Annotated in this window: 16 protein-coding genes; 9 read left to right on the top strand and 7 right to left on the bottom strand. The window is 62.7% G+C overall.

Annotation, left to right across the window (positions count from 1 at the left end):
- A partial coding sequence (locus QOC89_RS02125) for a TolC family protein (protein WP_323043507.1) occupies window positions 1–1,473 on the top strand: 1,473 nt, incomplete at its 5' end.
- Window positions 1,474–1,664: 191 nt separating this feature from the next.
- Here the strand turns inward: QOC89_RS02125 and QOC89_RS02120 are convergent.
- From QOC89_RS02120 to QOC89_RS02105, 4 genes are all read right to left on the bottom strand, one after another.
- Window positions 1,665–3,035, bottom strand: coding sequence for an MFS transporter (locus QOC89_RS02120; protein WP_323043506.1), 1,371 nt, complete (start codon window positions 3,033–3,035; stop codon window positions 1,665–1,667).
- Between the two features lie 113 nt (window positions 3,036–3,148).
- Entirely contained in the window at window positions 3,149–4,399 is a 1,251-nt protein-coding gene (locus tag QOC89_RS02115) for an amidohydrolase family protein (RefSeq protein ID WP_323043505.1), read from the bottom strand.
- 467 nt (window positions 4,400–4,866) lie between these two features.
- Window positions 4,867–5,163 (bottom strand): hypothetical protein, encoded by a 297-nt coding sequence (locus tag QOC89_RS02110; RefSeq protein ID WP_323043504.1) that lies wholly within the window; start codon window positions 5,161–5,163, stop codon window positions 4,867–4,869.
- 294 nt (window positions 5,164–5,457) lie between these two features.
- The gene (locus QOC89_RS02105) at window positions 5,458–6,219 is read right to left on the bottom strand and encodes a DUF4410 domain-containing protein (RefSeq protein WP_323043503.1); all 762 of its coding nucleotides are present in this window, start codon (window positions 6,217–6,219) and stop codon (window positions 5,458–5,460) included.
- A gap of 376 nt (window positions 6,220–6,595) precedes the next feature.
- Between QOC89_RS02105 and QOC89_RS02100 the strand changes: the two genes are divergently transcribed.
- Entirely contained in the window at window positions 6,596–7,528 is a 933-nt protein-coding gene (locus QOC89_RS02100; RefSeq protein WP_323043502.1) for a sterol desaturase family protein, read from the top strand.
- A 97-nt stretch (window positions 7,529–7,625) separates the two neighbouring features.
- Here QOC89_RS02100 and QOC89_RS02095 read toward each other — a convergent pair whose 3' ends face one another.
- The gene (locus QOC89_RS02095; protein ID WP_323043501.1) at window positions 7,626–8,570 is read right to left on the bottom strand and encodes a LysR substrate-binding domain-containing protein; all 945 of its coding nucleotides are present in this window, start codon (window positions 8,568–8,570) and stop codon (window positions 7,626–7,628) included.
- Window positions 8,571–8,716: 146 nt separating this feature from the next.
- On the opposite strand from QOC89_RS02095, the gene QOC89_RS02090 reads away from it, so the two are divergent.
- The 6 genes from QOC89_RS02090 to QOC89_RS02065 all read left to right on the top strand — a co-directional run bounded on the left by QOC89_RS02090 (window position 8,717) and on the right by QOC89_RS02065 (window position 14,386).
- Window positions 8,717–9,403, top strand: coding sequence for an aspartate/glutamate racemase family protein (locus QOC89_RS02090; RefSeq protein WP_323043500.1), 687 nt, complete (start codon window positions 8,717–8,719; stop codon window positions 9,401–9,403).
- A complete protein-coding gene (locus QOC89_RS02085) occupies window positions 9,400–10,149 on the top strand; it encodes an aspartate/glutamate racemase family protein (RefSeq protein ID WP_323043499.1) in 750 nt (249 codons plus the stop codon). The genes QOC89_RS02090 and QOC89_RS02085 overlap by 4 nt, the downstream gene beginning before the upstream one ends.
- On the top strand, window positions 10,142–11,614 hold the full coding sequence (gene hydA / locus QOC89_RS02080) for a dihydropyrimidinase (RefSeq protein ID WP_323043498.1): 1,473 nt from the start codon (window positions 10,142–10,144) through the stop codon (window positions 11,612–11,614). Before QOC89_RS02085 ends, hydA begins: the two co-directional genes overlap by 8 nt.
- 38 nt (window positions 11,615–11,652) lie before the next feature.
- Entirely contained in the window at window positions 11,653–12,600 is a 948-nt protein-coding gene (locus tag QOC89_RS02075) for an N-carbamoyl-D-amino-acid hydrolase (protein ID WP_323043497.1), read from the top strand.
- Between the two features lie 54 nt (window positions 12,601–12,654).
- Window positions 12,655–13,929, top strand: a complete 1,275-nt coding sequence (locus tag QOC89_RS02070) for an MFS transporter (protein ID WP_323043496.1) — start codon at window positions 12,655–12,657, stop codon at window positions 13,927–13,929.
- Window positions 13,930–14,134: 205 nt separating this feature from the next.
- Window positions 14,135–14,386: a hypothetical protein gene (locus tag QOC89_RS02065; RefSeq protein ID WP_323043495.1), complete on the top strand. Its 252-nt coding sequence runs from the start codon at window positions 14,135–14,137 to the stop codon at window positions 14,384–14,386.
- A gap of 123 nt (window positions 14,387–14,509) precedes the next feature.
- On the opposite strand, the gene QOC89_RS02060 is transcribed toward QOC89_RS02065, so the two are convergent.
- Window positions 14,510–16,270, bottom strand: coding sequence for a winged helix-turn-helix domain-containing protein (locus QOC89_RS02060; RefSeq protein ID WP_323043494.1), 1,761 nt, complete (start codon window positions 16,268–16,270; stop codon window positions 14,510–14,512).
- Window positions 16,267–17,556 (bottom strand): MFS transporter, encoded by a 1,290-nt coding sequence (locus tag QOC89_RS02055; RefSeq protein ID WP_323043493.1) that lies wholly within the window; start codon window positions 17,554–17,556, stop codon window positions 16,267–16,269. Before QOC89_RS02055 ends, QOC89_RS02060 begins: the two co-directional genes overlap by 4 nt.
- A gap of 34 nt (window positions 17,557–17,590) precedes the next feature.
- On the opposite strand from QOC89_RS02055, the gene QOC89_RS02050 reads away from it, so the two are divergent.
- Window positions 17,591–17,847 (top strand): hypothetical protein (locus QOC89_RS02050; protein WP_323043492.1); only part of this gene is annotated, 257 nt, incomplete at its 3' end.

Here is a 17,847-nt window from a genome sequence, read left to right as displayed (position 1 = left end):
ACTGCTTCGGCTGGCTCTGCTGGTGCGGCTGCTTCTGCTGGTTCGGCTGGCTCCCCAAGCCCAGCCAACTCCACGTCTCCCGCCAACCCCACAATTTCCACCCGCAGCTACCAGTTGCCCGCGAATCCCGCGCTCGCCGCCGTGCCGCCTCCACCGCCGCTCGAGCAGGAGCACGCTTACGGCCTACCCGAGCTGATCGACCTGGCGGAGTCGGCGAACCCGCTGACCCGCATCGCGTGGAACGACGCGCGCAATGTCGCGCTGGCGGCCGGCATCGCGAAGAGCGCCTATCTTCCACAACTGTCGCTCGCGGCGATGGGCCAGTACGCGGGTTTTCACAATTCGACAACCTCCGTGCTCGGCGATTCGTCGGGGAGCGCGACCGGACACGGCACCACGTCCGTGGTCGCGCTGCAATGGCTGCTGTTCGATTTCGGCGGACGCGCCGCCCGTGTCGAAGCCGCGTCGCAGGCCTCGGTGATGGCGAATATCGGCTTCACCGCCGTTCACCAGCAGGTAATCTTCGACACCAGCGTCGCCTTCTACGCGTACCAGGCCGCACGTGCCCGCATCGCCACCACGCGCCAGGGCCTCGACAACGCCGAAGCGATCCTGGCCGCGGCACAGTCGCGCTACAAGCATGGCGTCGGCACCGTTATCGAAGTCGCGCAGGCCAATCAGAATCGCGCGCAGGCGAGGCTCGCGCTCGTCCAGGCCGAGGGCGTCGAGAGCAACAGCTATCTCGCGCTGATCGCCGCGATGGGCATTTCTCCGCTGTCGAAGCCCAGAATCGCGGAGATGCCCGCGCGCAGGTTGCCGGCGCCGACCAGCGACTCGATCGAGCGGATCGTATCGACCGCGATCGCACGGCGCCCGGATGTGTTGAGCGCCTACGCGGCCGAACGGGTCAACCTGGCAAAAGTGAAGGCAGCCGAATCGGACTTCATGCCGAAAGTATTCGTCTCGGCGACGGGCGCGTACAACACGGGCAGTTCGTCGATTTCGGCGGTGCCGGCGGTCGGTCAGCAATTGCCGACGGTGAACCTGAGTGGCGGCCATTACGGCGGCAGCGTGATCGTCGGCGTGACGATTCCGCTGTATGACGGCGGCTTGAGATCGGCGGTGCTCGCGCAGGCGCGCAACGACGCCGACAGCGCGTCGACCCGTCTTACCCGAAGCCGTGAAGAAGCGGTCCGGCAAATCGTCGCTGCGCAAAATACGCTGCAGACGAGCCTTGCCGCGCAAGTTGCCGCCAAGGAGTTGCTGACCGCGGCGCAGACCACGTATGACGCCGCGTTCGATGCGTATCGACACGGCGTCGGCTCGGTCACCGACGCGCTGCTTGCGCAGAATCAATTGCTCGCGGCAAAGAATGCGGACGCGGACAGTTACAGCAGTGCGCTATCCGCGGCGGCGGCATTGGCGCTGGCGACCGGGTCGGTTGATTCGATACCGATGCGGGACAACTGGTGAGGAAGCGGCAACAGTACTTTGTGGGCTTCGTGGGTGATCGTCGACGACGCGTTGCGCCTGTTCTTCAGCGGCGACACCGGCGCCCGGAACGTCGCGACGCCGGTTCGCGTGCCGCGCTAGCCGGCAGGCGAATTGAGCACACCCAGACCGGCTGAAAGCGTAAGCAACCGGTTGGGCACGCGTTGCTTTTCCTAATGTTCGATCTGCGCGGCCGCAATGTCCTCGAGCGATCTGCCGCGCGTCGGCACACCCATCAGCAGCACGGCCAGTGCGCCGACCAGCAGCACCAGCGTGGTCGCCCCGAACACGCCGGCAAAACCCAGCAGCGGATAGACATAACCGACCAGGATAGGCGCGGCAATCGCGCCCAGCCGGCCAATCGACGACGCGAGCCCGGTGCCCGTTGCGCGCACGTCGGTGGGGAAAACTTCCGGCGTGTAAGCATAAACGCCGGCATAGGTGCCGTTCATGAAGAACGACAGCAGGATGCCCGACACCATGATGCCGGTATCCGTACCCGTCAACGCAAGCCCTAGCGCCGATACGCCGCCCAGGATCATGTATGACGCGATGGTCGCCTGACGGCCGATCTTCTCATTGAGCCACGCGCCGGAAAAGTATCCCGGGATCTGGGCGATATAAATCACCAGCGAATACGAAAAGCTGCGCGTGATCGTCATGCCGTTCTGAACCAGCAGGCCGGGAATCCACGTGAAAAAAGCGTAGTAGCTGAACGTGATGGATAGCCACATCAGCCACGTCATGGCCGTGATGCGCGCGAGCTTCGGCGCCCACAGCGCCTTCACGTTCGCGAGGATCGAGGCGCGTCCTGCGGCGAGCGGGACAGCTGCGTCGCTTACCGGCGGCAGCGGCTCCAACTGCACGCCCGCTTTGATCACCTCCGCTTCCATGCGCGACACGATCGCGTCGGCTTCCGCGTGGCGCTCGCGCGCCTCGAGCCAGCGCGGCGATTCGGGCAACGCGCGACGCCACCAGAGCAGCATCACGATGGGCAGCGCAGTGATGACCATGACCGCGCGCCATGCATTGGGGGCAAGCGGGATCACCAGATAGCCGAGCAGTGCCGCCGCCACGAAGCCAAAAGAGAAGAATCCCGCGAGGCTGCCCGTGAAACTGCCGCGATACCGTCGCGCCACGAACTCCGAGAGAAACGGCGCGACGATCGCGCTTTCCGCGCCCGTCCCTAACCCGGCGACGATGCGCGTCCCGAGAAAAAATCCCCAGTCATTCGCTACCGCGCTGGCAAGCGACGCTATGCAATAAATCACCAGCGCATACATCATCACCTTGCGCCGGCCGATAACATCGCCGAGCATGCCCGCCAGCATCGCGCCGATGAAATAGCCAATGAACGTGCCGCTTCCCAGCACGCCCGTCTGCACGCTCGTCAAGCCCCATTGCGTGCGCAGCACCGGCAGCAGGAACGCGAGCACGGCGGCGTCCATGGCGTCGAAGGTGTAGCCGAGGCCGCCCATCAACAGCAAACGGCGGTGAAAACCTGAAAACGGCAGACGCTCGATGCGGGCGGCAATCATCGACATGGACAGACTCCGATAGGGACTGCGGTGCGTTCCGATGCAGGGTCGTGCGGGTCATGCGGGTCATGCGGGTCATGCGGGTCATGCGGGTGATGCGGATGATGCGGGTCGTACGATCAACCGCTTTCGAGCTCGTTGACGAAGAGCCGGCCATCTTTCATCACGAGCGGAATATGCTCGCCCTGCCCTAACAGGCAATCGACGGACTTCAGCGGATTGCCATCCACCACCAGCAGATCGGCATGCGCGCCCGGCATGATTCTGCCGAGCTTGTCCTGCATGCCGAGCACTTCCGCGCCCACGATGGTCGCGCTCGCGATCACCTCGGCCGGCGACAGGACTTCGGCAAGCAGCCGGAATTCATCGCTTTGCAGACGCTGGGCCTCGCCGAGCAAGTCCGTGCCGAAGCCCATCTTGACCCCGGCGCGCTTCATGATTTCAATCGACTTCATGCCGGCGCCGTGCACGTCCGCGATCTTGGCAATGCTGGCCGGCGGCAGACCATATTTCTCACCTTCGCTTGCAAGGGCGTCGTAAGTGACGAGGGTCGGCACCACATACGCGCCGTGCTCCGCGACGAGACGCGCGGTCTCCTCGTCAATCAGATTGCCGTGTTCGATGGTGCGCACGCCGCAACGCACCGCGCGCGCGATTGCCGCGGGCGTATAGGCATGCGCCAGCACATAGGTGCCGCGCCCCTCGGCTTCAGCGACGATGGCGCGGATCTCATCCTCCGAGTAACCGAACGCGCCGACAGGATCGGTGGGGGAAGCCACCCCGCCCGAGGCCATGATCTTGATCTGGTCGGCGCCCATCTGCAGTTCCTCGCGCACGGCCCGGCGCACTTCATCGACGCCGTCCGCCACGCGGCCGAGCGCGCCGACGCGGACACAGCATCCGCAGGGTGAATCGGGCGGCATGTAATCGGAGCGGGCGCGGCTATCGGCATGACCGCCCGTCTGGCTCAGCGCGCGGCCGGAAACGAACAGGCGTGGACCTTCGATCAATCCTGACTCGAGCGCCTGCTTGAATGGATAGCCGGCGCCACCCGCATCACGCACGGTGGTGAAGCCGCGGCGCAGCATGGCGCGCATGATCGGCACGGCGCGCAGCGTGACCAGTACATTGGGTAGCGTGGCGACGCGCGGCAGGTTGAACTCGATCGCGACGACGTGTACGTGCAGATCGATCAGCCCCGGCATGATCGTTTTGCCTTTGACGTCGATCACGCGCGCACTGCTGCTGGTTATCGGCCTATCGGAAACTTCGCGCACGAAGCCGTCCTCGATGAGCACTTCAAAGCCTTCCAGCAGATCAGGACGGGTGGGATCGAGAAGCGCGCCGTTACGTAGGAGGAAGCTGGTCAACGGATATCTCCTTCAGGTTGCGATCGCAGCGCCCGGCGTCCGGGCCTCGCTTCGAGTAAGCGAGGCTGGAGCGAGGAAGCGCTGCCAGGATATTCATCGGTCGAATATGTTGTGTCAAGTATGGGCGCTGACGTGACGGTGGCGCAAGACGGGACGTGGGAGACTGTACCCGCGCCGGAAGAGACATGCAGCCTTATCGACCGGTCATTGGCGGTAATATCGACCCTTCCCGCATCGTGTCACGCAAGCATGCACCGGGGAAGATCGTGCTCGTACCGTGACGTCGGCGCCGAGAAATGCTTCCGATGGCATCCGCCCGCTCGAGAGGCAACAGCCCCATATTTCCGCGACTATCTGAACGAATGCGGACGGAAAGCGATGGCATTGCAGTGGGTGAAGCAGCCGTTGCAAAGTCCCCCGACGCACGCCCATGCCGCCATCTGGCGCGTGCGTCGTAAGTGTCGGAATCAGGATTTGTTCAAGTGAGCAATGACGGTACCCTCCGTCACTTCCGGCGCGCCCGCACCAATACTCCCCGCATTCTTCGCGATCCACTCCTTCGCTTTTTGCACGCCTTCATCGATACCTGTCTTATCTTGACAAACGGTCACGGAGAATCCGCTATCGCCGCTGTGCACGAGCGTGTACGTTACCAGGCCTTTGACACCGCCCATCATTTCTTCGACCTCCGCCTTACGCTTCTCAAGCAAATCGAACAGTTCTTTTGCGCCCTTTCCGGAATATCGCCTCAAAACAGTTTGCATGATTGTGTCCTCCAATTCCGCAAGATAAGGCTGCGATATCAGCAATGCGCCCGACAACTGACAACAGTGCATACCGTCTCATCATTGCTCAGTAGAAACCAGGACCCCGGCAAGACCGATCGTCGCCGTAACAACCAAGTGTAGTAACCATGCTGTCGATGTAAAGCCATCGTCAAACACCAATGCGCTTATCGAAGTGCTGGCCTACGTAAGCTGATACTCCGAATTGCGGAGCGGGGCAGGCATGCTGGGGCGAGCTTTGCCGCCATGGCATTGGCCCATCACGCGCACCCGTCAGTCCATCCGTTCAGCCGACATCCAGCCGTTCGCGACGCTCGCCGCCGCAATCTGCTTCGCGATCGAATCACCCAGCTTTTTCGCGTCACCGGCCACGCTATCGCGTTTCACCTCGGACACGCCATGCAGCGTCGCGCCCGTCGCCGCAGCCGTTGCAACATGGCCGGCCGCCGCGCCGACACCCGCTGTTTCCGCAACGCCCGGCATGTGGCCGCTATCGGCGTTGGCAGCGAAGCTTTGCAGCGGCACCGGTGCGCCTTCGGCGGGCTTGTACAGGATCTGGACCGACGCACCCACTTCGCTCTTGCCCGCGCCAAGACCGATCAGCATGCGACGGCGGCGCTTGCCTTCGTCGATCGTCTGGAAGTTGCCCTCGACGATCAGCGCATTCTGATTCGCCGGTGCGGGGCCATCCACGCGCACGGCGCGCAGTCCCATTGATTGCAGCTTGTGCACGATTTCGTCGGCGACCTGTTCACGTGTATCCATTGCCGTCTGGTACTGCTTCTGCGCGGCCGATTCGCCGCTCATCGCCGCCTTCAGTTCCTGTGCCATGCCGCTGTCCATTTTCACCTGGTCGGGCGTCGCATCGAACGAATACACATAGATGACGTCGGCGCGAACGTGCAGCACAGCGTCGGCCACGGTGGGAGGGGTGGCGCCCATGGCGCAGCCACTCATCAGCAGCGATCCCGCCAGGACTGCCGTGCCTGCGAGGCGCTTGGCGTGGCGAATGAGGGAGTTGAATGAGGTTTGCATGTCGATCCTGTCATCGGCACAGGCGTGCCGTAAATTGTCGAGGGAGCGTCACCGACATTCGTTCGATCCACAGGATCACAAACTATCGGAGATCACGTCTGCATGAGTGCGCACTGTCTGTGAGAAAGGTGTGCCGCAACACGCAGACGCAAGTATGGGAGGAAGCGGGTAGGCACGCTATCCGCGAATTATGTCGTTCCATGTCGCCGGTTTGCCAGTGCGGTGGCGCGTCCGGCGGCCGCGCCACCGCGACATCTGGCGACATAGTTTCCACATGGCTTTTGACCGGGCAGCCCACTACATTAGCTTCACCCGACGCGAGAGCAGCCTTGTCCGGCAGACGAAGCGTCCCATCTCAATCAGTTACCTGACCATCATGTTCACCACTGAAAAAATCGCGCTTTTTACTACATTGTTCGTCGTCGGCGTCTCGCTGATCGAGGCGTGCGTGCTCACCCGCAAACAGCGCGACAGCGCCACGCCTTTTGATTGGTATGAAGTATGGATTTCGCTAGCCGATGTGGCCGGCCGCAAGCTGCTCGCGCTGCTGCCGCTTTCGCTCGCGGCGCCGGTGTTCGCGCTCGCCTGGGATCACCGGATCTTTACCGTCACGCTCAATAGCGCATTGATGGTGTTTCTGCTCTTTATCGGACAGGAATTCTGCTACTACTGGTACCACCGCGCGTCGCACCGCATCCGCTTTTTCTGGGCGACGCATGCGGTTCACCACTCGCCGAACCAACTGACGCTTTCGTCTGCTTACCGGCTTGGCCTGACGGGCAAGCTGACCGGTTCAGCAATATTTTTCACGCCCCTCGTGTTCCTTGGCGTGCGTCCGGAAATCGTGCTGGCGACGCTGAGTTTCAATCTGCTTTATCAGTTCTGGCTGCATAACACGTGGACGCCGAAACTCGGCTGGCTCGAATACGTGTTCAATACGCCTTCCGCGCATCGCGTGCACCACGCATCGAACGTCGATTATCTGGATGCGAACTATGGCGGCGTACTCGTCATATTCGACCGCCTGTTCGGCACGTATGTCGAAGAACGCGCTGATGAGCCGTGCCGCTACGGTCTCACAACACCGACGCGCTCGCGCAATCCGCTCGTCGTCGAATTCGAGCACTGGATCAGCCTCGCGCGCGATATAGCCTCGGCGGGCAACGTGTGGACTGCGATCAGCTACGTGATCCTGCCTCCGGGCTGGCGTGCGGACGGTGCCGGCGAAACCACCGAGGCGCTGCGTCAGCAGAATCTGGCCGCACGTAGCGCGGTTCCAGTCAGTACGCAGCCGCATCTGAAGCAGTGAGCGGGCAACTCGAAGCCGAGGGTCGAACCTCGGCTTCGTCGGACGACGCGGCGGTATAGGTAAAGGTAACGCTCCGCGGATCTTCCTGCGGAGCGCTTCACCACCACGTTGCGTCGGGACTTATTTGACTGCCTGGATTGAGCACTTTGCGCAGCACCTCCAGGAAAACTTTTGCCTGATGCGACAACGGCTCCGAGATGGAATACACCGCCTGCACCTTGAGTGCTATTTCGGGGCGCAAGGGCCGCACGTCGATACGCTGGCGCCGCGTGGCATCAAGGCACAGCGGATCGACCAGCGCAACGCCGACACCTTCTTCCACCAGCGAACACGCGCTCATCGCCGAGCGCACTTCGACAGTGGGCCGCGGCCGGATCTCACTGCCGAAGGCGCTACCGACCACGCGTCCAAGCGGAGTCTCGTGGCCATAGTCGATCCACGGCCGGCCTTTGAGATCGCGCAGACGCACCGTCTTGCTGCCGGGCAGCCAGCCACGGGGACTCACACACACGAGCGGCACCGTCACCAACGGTTCGGTTGCGAGATTCGGATGCACGACCTCGAACATCGACACGCCCACATAGTTTTTTCCGAACATCACTCGCGGCACGAGGTTGTTATGCGTGAGCGGTTCGAAATGCACCGGCAACTCCGGGTATTGCTGGTTGAATAGCGCGATCGCGCGCGGCACCAGATGCACGCCGAGGCTTGGACTGCAGACCACGTTCAGCTTGCCGCTGCGGCCCTCCACCAACGCGCGCACGAGGTCGTCGACGCGTTGCACCCCGGCATAAGCGGCCTCCACCTCCTCGAAGATCTGCTTGGCCTCCGGTGTCGGATAAAGCCGCCCACGTGCGCGTTCGAATAGCAGCAAGCCGAGCCGCTCCTCGGTCACCGACAAGACCCGGCTCACTGACGGCTGCGCGACGAACAGCATGCGCGCGGCCTCGCTGACCGAGCCGGTAATCATGATCGCGCGAAACACCTCGATCTGGCGCAGGCTCATGCTCAGCCTGCCCTGCGGGGACTCTTCAATTGACATGTCTTCCTTCGGGACGGTTGTCGCCACAGCGATGGCGCGGCATCTGAAAGCACTGGGTATGCATTGCGTCTATACCCTGCCAATTTTGGACTATTTCACGTCCGGGCGCGCGATTGATACGGTTCGGGTATCGACATGGATATCACATGGGAAGGTTTCTCTTGTCACAGCCGATCTGCGTCATCAATCCGAATTCGCTTCAGACCGTGACGGCGAGCATTGCGCGGGCCGTCGAGCCACTCGTTCACGGCGACGCCGGCTCGCTGCAATGTGTGACCTTGGATGCCGCGCCACCGGGCATCGTATCGCAGCGCGATGCTGATCGCGCCGCGCCGCTTGTCGCGGCTTTCATCGAACAGCATGATGCCCGCTTCAGCGCGTTCGTCCTCGCCTGCTATAGCGATCCGGGGCTCTTCGCGGCGCGTGAGGTCACCCGCAAGCCGGTGATCGGCATTGGCCAGGCCGGCCTCGCCACGGCGTCGCTGCTCGGCGAGAGGATCGGCGTGATCGCGATCAGCGCGGCCGGTATCGCCCGCCATTGGCGCTACTACCGCGCGCTCGGCCTGGAACGGAAGATTGCGGGCGAACGCTCGATCGACCTGTCCGTCGCGGAATCGGGCGATGAAACGCTCGCCCTCGAACGCATGATCGAGACGGCGCGAATGCTGCGCGATGTGGACGGCGCCGATGTCATCGTGCTCGGCTGCGCGGGTATGGCCGCGTTGCGCGCCAGAATCGAAGCCGCCTCGGGCCTGCCCGTGGTCGACCCGTGTACGGCGGCGGTGAGCTTCGCGATCGCACGTGTGCGGGACACTGCTCAGGTGCGTTCATGAGTCACACCGCAGCCGCGTTGCCGACGCTCGGCGTACTGGGGGGCATGGGTCCGCTGGCAACGGTGGACTTCATGCACAAGGTGATCGACGCTACGCCGGCCCGTCACGATCAGGAGCATATCCCCGTGATTGTCCATAGCGTTCCGCAGATACCCGATCGCAGCACCGCGTTTCTGACCGGCTCCGACGCGCCCTGGGACTACCTGCTTGCGGGTCTGCGTGTGCTGGAAAACGCGGGCGCCGATGCCATCGCGATTCCCTGCAATACCGCCCATCTGTGGCATGGCCGGCTCGCGGCCGCGACGCGCGTGCCCGTACTGCATATCGGCCACGCGGCCTGCGACGCCATTGGCCGGCGCGCCGATTCGGTGCGCCGCGTCGGCCTGCTCGCCACCTCGGCCACCTTGCAGGCTCGTATCTATCACAGCGAACTCGAGCGCGCCGGCATTGAAGTCGTCATGCCTGGCGCGAACCGCCAGGAGACGCAGGTGATGGCCGGTATTCATGCGGTCAAAGCCGGCCAGCTCGAACAGGGCCGCCTGCTGCTGCGCAGCGCGGCCGAAGCGCTCGCCGACAGCCCGGTCGACGCCCTGCTGCTGGCCTGCACCGAAATCCCCATTGCGCTCGCCGGCCTGAGCTTCGGTGTGCCCGTTCTCGACGCGACGGATATGCTGGCCCGCGAATGCGTCGCCTGGTGGCAACGCGCGTTAGCCCACTCACCTTCCATCACTCCCGCACATGAATGAATTTGATTTGACGATACGCGGCGGCACGGTCGCCAGCGACGTGGAGACTTTCCGGGCCGATATCGGCATCGTCGGCGATCGCATCGTCGCCGTGGAAAACGAGCTGCCCGCCGGCCGGCGCGATATCGACGCGACCGGCCGCTACGTGCTGCCAGGCGGCATCGACTCGCACTGCCATGTCGAGCAACGCTCCGGCATGGGTCGCATGGGCGCGGACGACTGGTACACGGCCAGCGTGTGCGCCGCCTTCGGCGGTACGACGACGATCGTGCCGTTCGCCGCCCAGCATCGCGGCATGGCGCTCGCTCAGGTAGCCGCGGACTACGCCCGGCTCGCCCGCGAAAAATCGGTGATCGACTACAGCTATCACATGATCCTGTCCGAGACCGATTCGCAGACCCTGAACACGGATCTGCCGGAACTGATCCGCTCGGGCATCACGTCGTTCAAGGTCTACATGACGTACGAGCAGTTGAAGATCGACGACTACCAGATGCTCGACGTACTCGCGGTGGCCGCGCGGGAGCGCGCGCTCGTGATGGTGCATGCGGAGAACAACGACGTCATCAAATGGGTGTCGCAGCGCTTGCTGGAGCGCGGCTACACCGCCCCGAAGTTTCACGGCACGAGCCATGTGCAGCTTGCGGAATCCGAAGCCACGCATCGTGTGATCCAGTTGTCGCGCCTGTTCGACGTGCCGATTCTGATCGTGCACGTGTCCGCGCGCGAGGCGCTCGCCACCATTCAGGCCGCGCAGAAGATGGGCGCGCAGGTGTATGGCGAGACATGTCCGCACTATCTGGTGCTGACCGAAGACGACATGGATTTGCCCGGCACCGAAGGCGCCAAATATTGCTGCAGCCCGCCCCTGCGCGATGCCGACGCGCAGCAGGCGCTCTGGGAAGCATTGAAACAAGGCACCTTGCAGACGCTCTCGTCGGACCACGCGCCGTATCGCTACGACGCCAGCGGTAAATTGCCGAAAGGCGATGCGACCACCTTCAAGGAGATCGCCAACGGCATGCCCGGACTCGAAACGCGCTTGCCGCTGCTGTTTTCCGAAGGCGTCGGCAAGCAGCGGCTCACGCTGCCCGAATTCGTCGCGCTCAGTGCGACCAATCATGCGCGCATGTATGGGCTTTTCCCGCGCAAGGGGCTGCTGCAGCCAGGCGCCGACGCCGACGTCGCGATCTGGAACCCGCTGCGTGAAGTCACGCTGAGCGCCGCCACGCTGCACGACAACGTCGGCTATACGCCATACGAAGGCATGCGCGTGACCGGCTGGCCGGAGACGGTGGTCAGTGCCGGGCGCGTGATCGTCGAACGCGGCGAGTTGCACGCCGAGCGCGGCAGCGGACGCTTCATCCCGCGCACCACGCCGATGCCCTGCGCGACCGAACGCGAGCTCACGCCCTCGACCCGCTTTTTCCGCTCGCTCAGCTACGGCGCACACGAGCAGAAGTAACACCGCACATCCCCGTTCATTTTTAGCAAGAGGTACTCATGAGCCATGCTCGCAAACTCGGTCTCGCCGTCGCACAAATGGGACCGGTCCATCTGGCCGACAGTCGCGCCGCTGTCGTCGCGCGCCTCGTCGACATGTTGCGCGAAGCGAAAAGCCGCAACGCCGACCTGGTGGTGTTCCCCGAAATGGCCCTCACCACGTTCTTCCCGCGTTACTGGATGAGCGAGGAAGAAGCGGTCGAACGTTTCTTCGAGCGGTCCATGCCGAACGCTCACGTGCAGCCGCTGTTCGACGCGGCACGCGAACTCGGCATCGGCTTTTATCTCGGCTATGCGGAAATCACGCCGGAAGGACGCCGCTTCAATACCGCGGTGCTGGTCGATAAGGCCGCGAAGGTGGTCGGCAAATACCGCAAGATCCATTTACCGGGCCACTCGGACCACAAGCCCGACGCGCCGTTCCAGCATCTCGAGAAGAAGTTTTTCGAAGTGGGTGACCGGGGCATTCCCGTCTTCGAAGCATTCGGCACGAAGGTCGGCATGTGCCTGTGCAACGATCGCCGTTGGCCGGAAACCTGGCGCGTGATGTCGTTGCAAAGCGCCGAACTCGGCGTGCTCGGCTACAACACGCCGTCCTGGAACATTCATTGGAACGAGCCGCCTCACCTGCGCATGCACACGCATCTGATTTCGCTGCAAGCCAGCGCCTATCAGAACGCGATGTGGATCGGCGCCGCCGCGAAGTGCGGTGCGGAAGACGGCTTCCACATGATCGGCGGATCGGTGATCGTGGCGCCCTCGGGTGAGATCGTGGCGCAGAGCGCGAGCGAAAGCGATGAAGTGATCTTCGCGAACGTGGATCTCGCATTGGGCGACACCTTCCGCGAACACGTCTTCAACTTTGCCAAACACCGCCGGCCGGAACACTACGGCCTGATCGTCGAACGCACCGGCGCCGGCGCGCCGCTGCCCTACAACAAGGACTGACGCGTCGCACATCGGGCACGCGCCGGGCATTCGCCACCTCAGGGGACCTCTCTCATGACTCGCTATAAATCAGACGGCACAGCCGCGCTGGACTCGACCGGCACAATCGCCGAGGAACAGGCACCGCTTTCGTCCGCCGACTCGCGGCGCCCCGCGCGCGCGCTCATCGCCGCGATCTCCGGTTATGCGATGGACGGTTTCGATCTGCTGATCCTCGGCTTCATGCTCAGCCTCATCTCCACCGATCTCGGGCTGACGAGTTCGCAAGCCGGCTCGCTCGTCACGTGGACGCTGGTGGGCGGCGTACTGGGCGGCATCGGCTTCGGCATTCTCAGCGATTATCTTGGCCGCGTACGGGTTCTGACCTATACGATTCTGATGTTCGCGCTGTTCACCGGTTTGTGCGCGCTTGCTACCAGCTACTGGGATCTTCTCGCCTATCGCTTCGCTGCCGGCGTGGGGCTGGGTGGCGAGTTCGGTATCGGCATGGCGCTGGCCATCGAAGCGTGGCCGGCTAACCAGCGCGGCCGCGTCTCGTCGTATGTCGGCATGGGCTGGCAAGCCGGCGTGCTGGCAGCGGCGGTGGTCACGCCGCTGTTGCTGCCGCATATCGGCTGGCGCGGCATGTTCGTGGTCGGCCTCTTTCCTGCCGTGGGCTCGTTCATCATCCGCAAGGCCATCGGCGAATCGGAACTGTTCGTGCGCAAGGCGGCCGCGGTCAAGCGTGAGTTCCCGGTCAAGACACTGTTTCGCGATGCCACCGCCACGCGCCGCAGTATCGGCGTCATCATCCTGTGCTCGGTGCAAAATTTCGGTTACTACGCGATGATCGTCTGGATGCCTGCGTATCTGTCGAAGACGTTCGGCTACACGCTAGGGAAGTCTGCCATCTGGACCGGCAGTTCGATTGTCGGCATGTTGGTCGGCATCTGGATCTTCGGCCAGCTTGCGGATCGTGTCGGACGCAAACCGGCTTTTATCGGCTACCAGATCGGCGCGCTCGTCATGGTCCTGATTTATTCGACGCTCAGGTCGCCTGAGGCGCTGCTGGTCGGCGGCATTTTCATGGGGGTGTTCGTCAACGGCATGATGGGCGGTTATGGCGCGCTGATGGCCGAGTTGTACCCCACGCATGCGCGCAGCACCGCGCAAAACGTGCTGTGGAGCATCGGCCGTGCGGTGGGCGGTTTTGGGCCGCTCGCCATTGGTGCGCTGGCGGCACACTATTCGTTCGGTACGGCAATCGCGCTGCTCGCCAGCATCTACATCATCGATATCGCGGCGACGCTGTTCCTGATTCCCGAGTTGCGCGGCGTGGAACTCGAATGAGCGAGTAGGCGCTGAACCCGGCATTCGCGAACCACTGTGTTAACGATTTCTTCAGGTTATCTCGATGGTGCAGAAGGCGGCTTGATCGCAGTATTGACGCAGCGATAGCAACACGACGCCGCATTCTCGCGGGAACCGTCTGGGATCGCCTTACGGACAGTCATACGCTGACCGTTTCCGCACGAGTGGATAGGAGGAACTTGACATGAAGACGATTCGAATTGTGGCAATCTGCGCGATCGGCATGTTGCTCGGCTACGCGCAGGCGCAAGACAAGCCCGTGCCGTCGGACACCCCAACGGCCGCTCAGGATGTCGGCGGCGTCACCGATGCATCAAGAGGTGAAATGGGAATGGCAATGAGTCCGGCACGGCAACAGGCTTACCCGGACCTCGGCAAATCCCAGCTATCCGCAGAGCAAAGCCGCAGCTTGAGCGCGACATTCGCCCACCATTGACTGCCGCGCACGGCTTTGCGCGACCGCCGTCCCGCACGATGAGTGCACGCGAAAACTCATCGTGCGTAACGGTGGCTGGCATACAGGATGCGTCCACCGGGTCACGCGGCTTCGTTCCCAGGCTCAGTAGCCAATGCGCTTTTCGATGTTCCGGAACCGCCCCGTCGACCGATAGCGATGAAACCATGCGTTGGTGCGAAGTTCGCACAGGCGCGGCGAATGTTCGGCAAGCGCAACGTCGAGCCAATGAAACATCTCGTCAGGCTGGTCGAGCCGCGCGTAAATTTCCGCAAACAGAAGCGGCGACGTATAGCGCCTTTGATGCCTCGCCATCAAGTCCCGTAAATACCACTCCAGGACCTTCTTGTAGCCGCCGGCGTCCCAGATCGTGCGAATCGTCTGCGCGCGGACGAATTCGTTGCAGCGCGTTAGCGCATCGATAGTCGCTTCGACAGCCTCCTCATATTGGCCCTGCTGTTCATAGGCGGTTGCCAGTAACTGATAGATCAGCGGGGAGCGGTTGCCATGCCCACTGCTCAAGCACTCCCGAATCACCTCGCCGTATTTGCCCGCCTGTACGAGCCCAAATATGCGTGACCCTTCGCAACCGAGCGGGTCGACCTTCTCGGCATGGTCGAACTGCGCTCTGCCTTCCGCTTCTCGCCCGAGCACCAACAGGAGTCTTGCATACAGGCGGCTCGTTTCGGCGTGGCTCGGGTTGAGCCGTAACGCCTCGAGAAACTCCTCCTCTGCCCGGTGCCAGTCCCAGTCATAAAAGTAGTGCACGCCGGCTAGCGCCTGGTGAGCCTCGGGAAGATCCGCGTCCAGCTCCAGGGCTCGCAGCACCGCCTGCCGTGCTTTCGGATGGCCCTCCGACGGTGGACAGACCCCGTGTGTCGATGCGGCGCCGAGGACGTTCGACATCCCCACATACCCGAGCGCGTATGTCGGATCCCGTTCGAGCGCGCGCTCGAAGTAGCCCCGCGCGCGAACGAAGTCCTCGTCGCTCAGCGCGTGATGCGCGGCAAACCCTGCGTCGAAGTGCACGCGACGGGTCCAGTAGTAACGGCCGCGCAGATAGGCATCATGCGCCGCCGGATCGACCGGCAAACGTCTCACCAGCATGTGCCGCTGCTGCTCCGCGAGCGCTGGCGATACCTCCTGGGCGAGCGCCGTTCCAACCTCTTTCTGGATTTCCAGCGCTCCGCTCACCATCGGCTCATGCGCGCGACTCCAGATCTGCACCTGATCGACGCAACGTATCAGTTGCGCCAGAATGCGAATCTTCTCGCCGTCCCGCGTGAGCGAACCTTCCAGCACGTAGTCGAGCGACAGTTCGCGCGCGATCTCCGCGACACTCTTGCTGACCCGCCGGTAGCGGGCGGCGGTCGTCCTCGAAATGACAAGGATGCGCTCTGGATCCAGCATGCCGATGTTGGCGGAGGTTTCGTCGGCCAGCGCGTCGCAGAAACTGTCCTGGCCGGAATCGCCCGTCTGGTTCTGGAACGGAAGGACCAGTATCCGCACGGCTTCCTGCGGGGCGGGTACCGATTCCTCCGGCACGGGCCGCACGTTATTCAGGCGATAGCCTTTGCCCTTCACCGTGATGACGTGCTGCGGATTGACTGGATCATCCTGGAGCGCGACGCGAATTTTCCGGATCGCCGTATTGATGCTGTTGTCCGTTTCTCGATACGCATTTGTGCCCCACAGCGCTCGCACAATATCCGCACGTGTGACGAGTTGGCCGTTACGTGATGCCATCAGGATCAGCAACTCCATCGGCAGACGCTCAAGCCTGATCTCCTCGCCCGCACGGCGCAATTCGTAGCGCTGAATGTTGAGTTCGACATCCGCGATCCTGACGGATTCCGGCGTGTTCATCTGCGCTCCTGCCATCGCGAGTTCCGGTTCGCATCGACGACGTCCGCGCGCAGTCGCTCGCGCTTCATCCCGAATGAAGCCGCGAATGCAAGCGCCGCGCACAACACAATGACGAGAGCGGGCGCGAGCGTCCAGTGCAGACTGGAAACGAGGATATTCGCCGCCAGCGGCGTCAGTCCCAGCGACGTGGCCAAGCCGAGATTCATGGCCGTGGCAACGCCGCTGAAGCGGACGTCGACGGGAAACAGTTCGGCAATCGCGCACGCGAAGGTTCCATTGGCGAGCGAGGTGACGACGCCGGCCATCACGAACAGCATAGACAGGCTGGCGTAGTGACGGGCGGCCGCAATGAAGAAGAAGGGTGCGAGCAGCGCGGACAAGACGGCTCCCGACCTGAAAAGATAACGGCGCGGCATTAGGTCGCCAATGTACGACGTCACGAGAATGCAGGCTGCCACGACGATCAGGTACCGCGTCTGGGCACTCCCGATCTGCTGCGCGTCGTATTGAAGCCCTTGCAGATAACCTGGCGCGAATCCGATAAAGATGCCACCCGACGCACCCACCAGCAGACACGCGGCAGCGCCTGTCGCCAAGCGGGCGAAATGGTTGCGAAACAGGACGGCAAGAGGCTCGCGATGCCGGGCGCCAATGGCCCGCGCGTATTCGTCGGTCTCGGCAAGGGTCCGGCGCAGGGCAAAGCTCAACAGCCCGACCATTCCACCAAGCAGAAAGCCGATCCGCCATCCGAACGCGTTGACTTGCTCGGGTGTGAACGCCCATTGCACTGCAAGGTTAATGCTCGTAGCCAGAAGCAACGCAAGGTTGACCGCGACGAACACGATGCCGCACAGCAGACCAGGCCTTCCACGCACGGTTTCAACGGCATAGACCACTGCGCCTGGCAGCTCACCGCCGAGGCACAGACCCTGGATGAGCCGCAGCACGAGAAGAAGCGCCGGGGCGGCCGCGCCCCATACAGCGTATGAAGGAAGTACTCCAATGAGGAGTGTCGAAATGGAAGCGATCATCGCGGACGACACGAAGACCACGCGCCGGCCATGCCTGTCGCCTAACCGGCCAAGGAAGATGCCTCCCAACGGCCTGGAAAGATAGCCAATGGCCAGCACCGTAAACGACAAGGTCTCCGCCGATATGCCGGTTTGTGATGGAAAGAACTCCATGCCGATGGTTCGTGCGAAAAATCCGAAGATGACGAAATCGAATACCTCGAGCGCTCCCCCAGTACTGGCGACCAGAATGGTCCAGCGTTGGCTCGCTGTCATGGAATCCTTTCGGATCGGGAGCGAATCGTCGAGCATGGAAATCCCTGATATCGCAAGGCACAACGACTACTCTAAGCGGACGTCGCGCCGGAGAGACGTGTTCAGCCACCACCATGTCAATCTGGCTTCCAAGCTGGCGCATGATCGTTCTGGCTCAAATATGATGGACGACAATCCACTTAGACGAAAGGTCTTTAGGTTCGCCTTGTGTACCTTGATCGACAGATACGCTGGCTACTTCAACGGTACGCGAAGTTTCGTCGATACTGTTGCGCTATCGGGTGCATTAGT

Origin of the sequence: Paraburkholderia sp. (assembly GCF_034668105.1) — a bacterium.
GTDB lineage: Bacteria > Pseudomonadota > Gammaproteobacteria > Burkholderiales > Burkholderiaceae > Paraburkholderia.
This window is presented reverse-complemented; position numbering and strand designations above follow the sequence as displayed.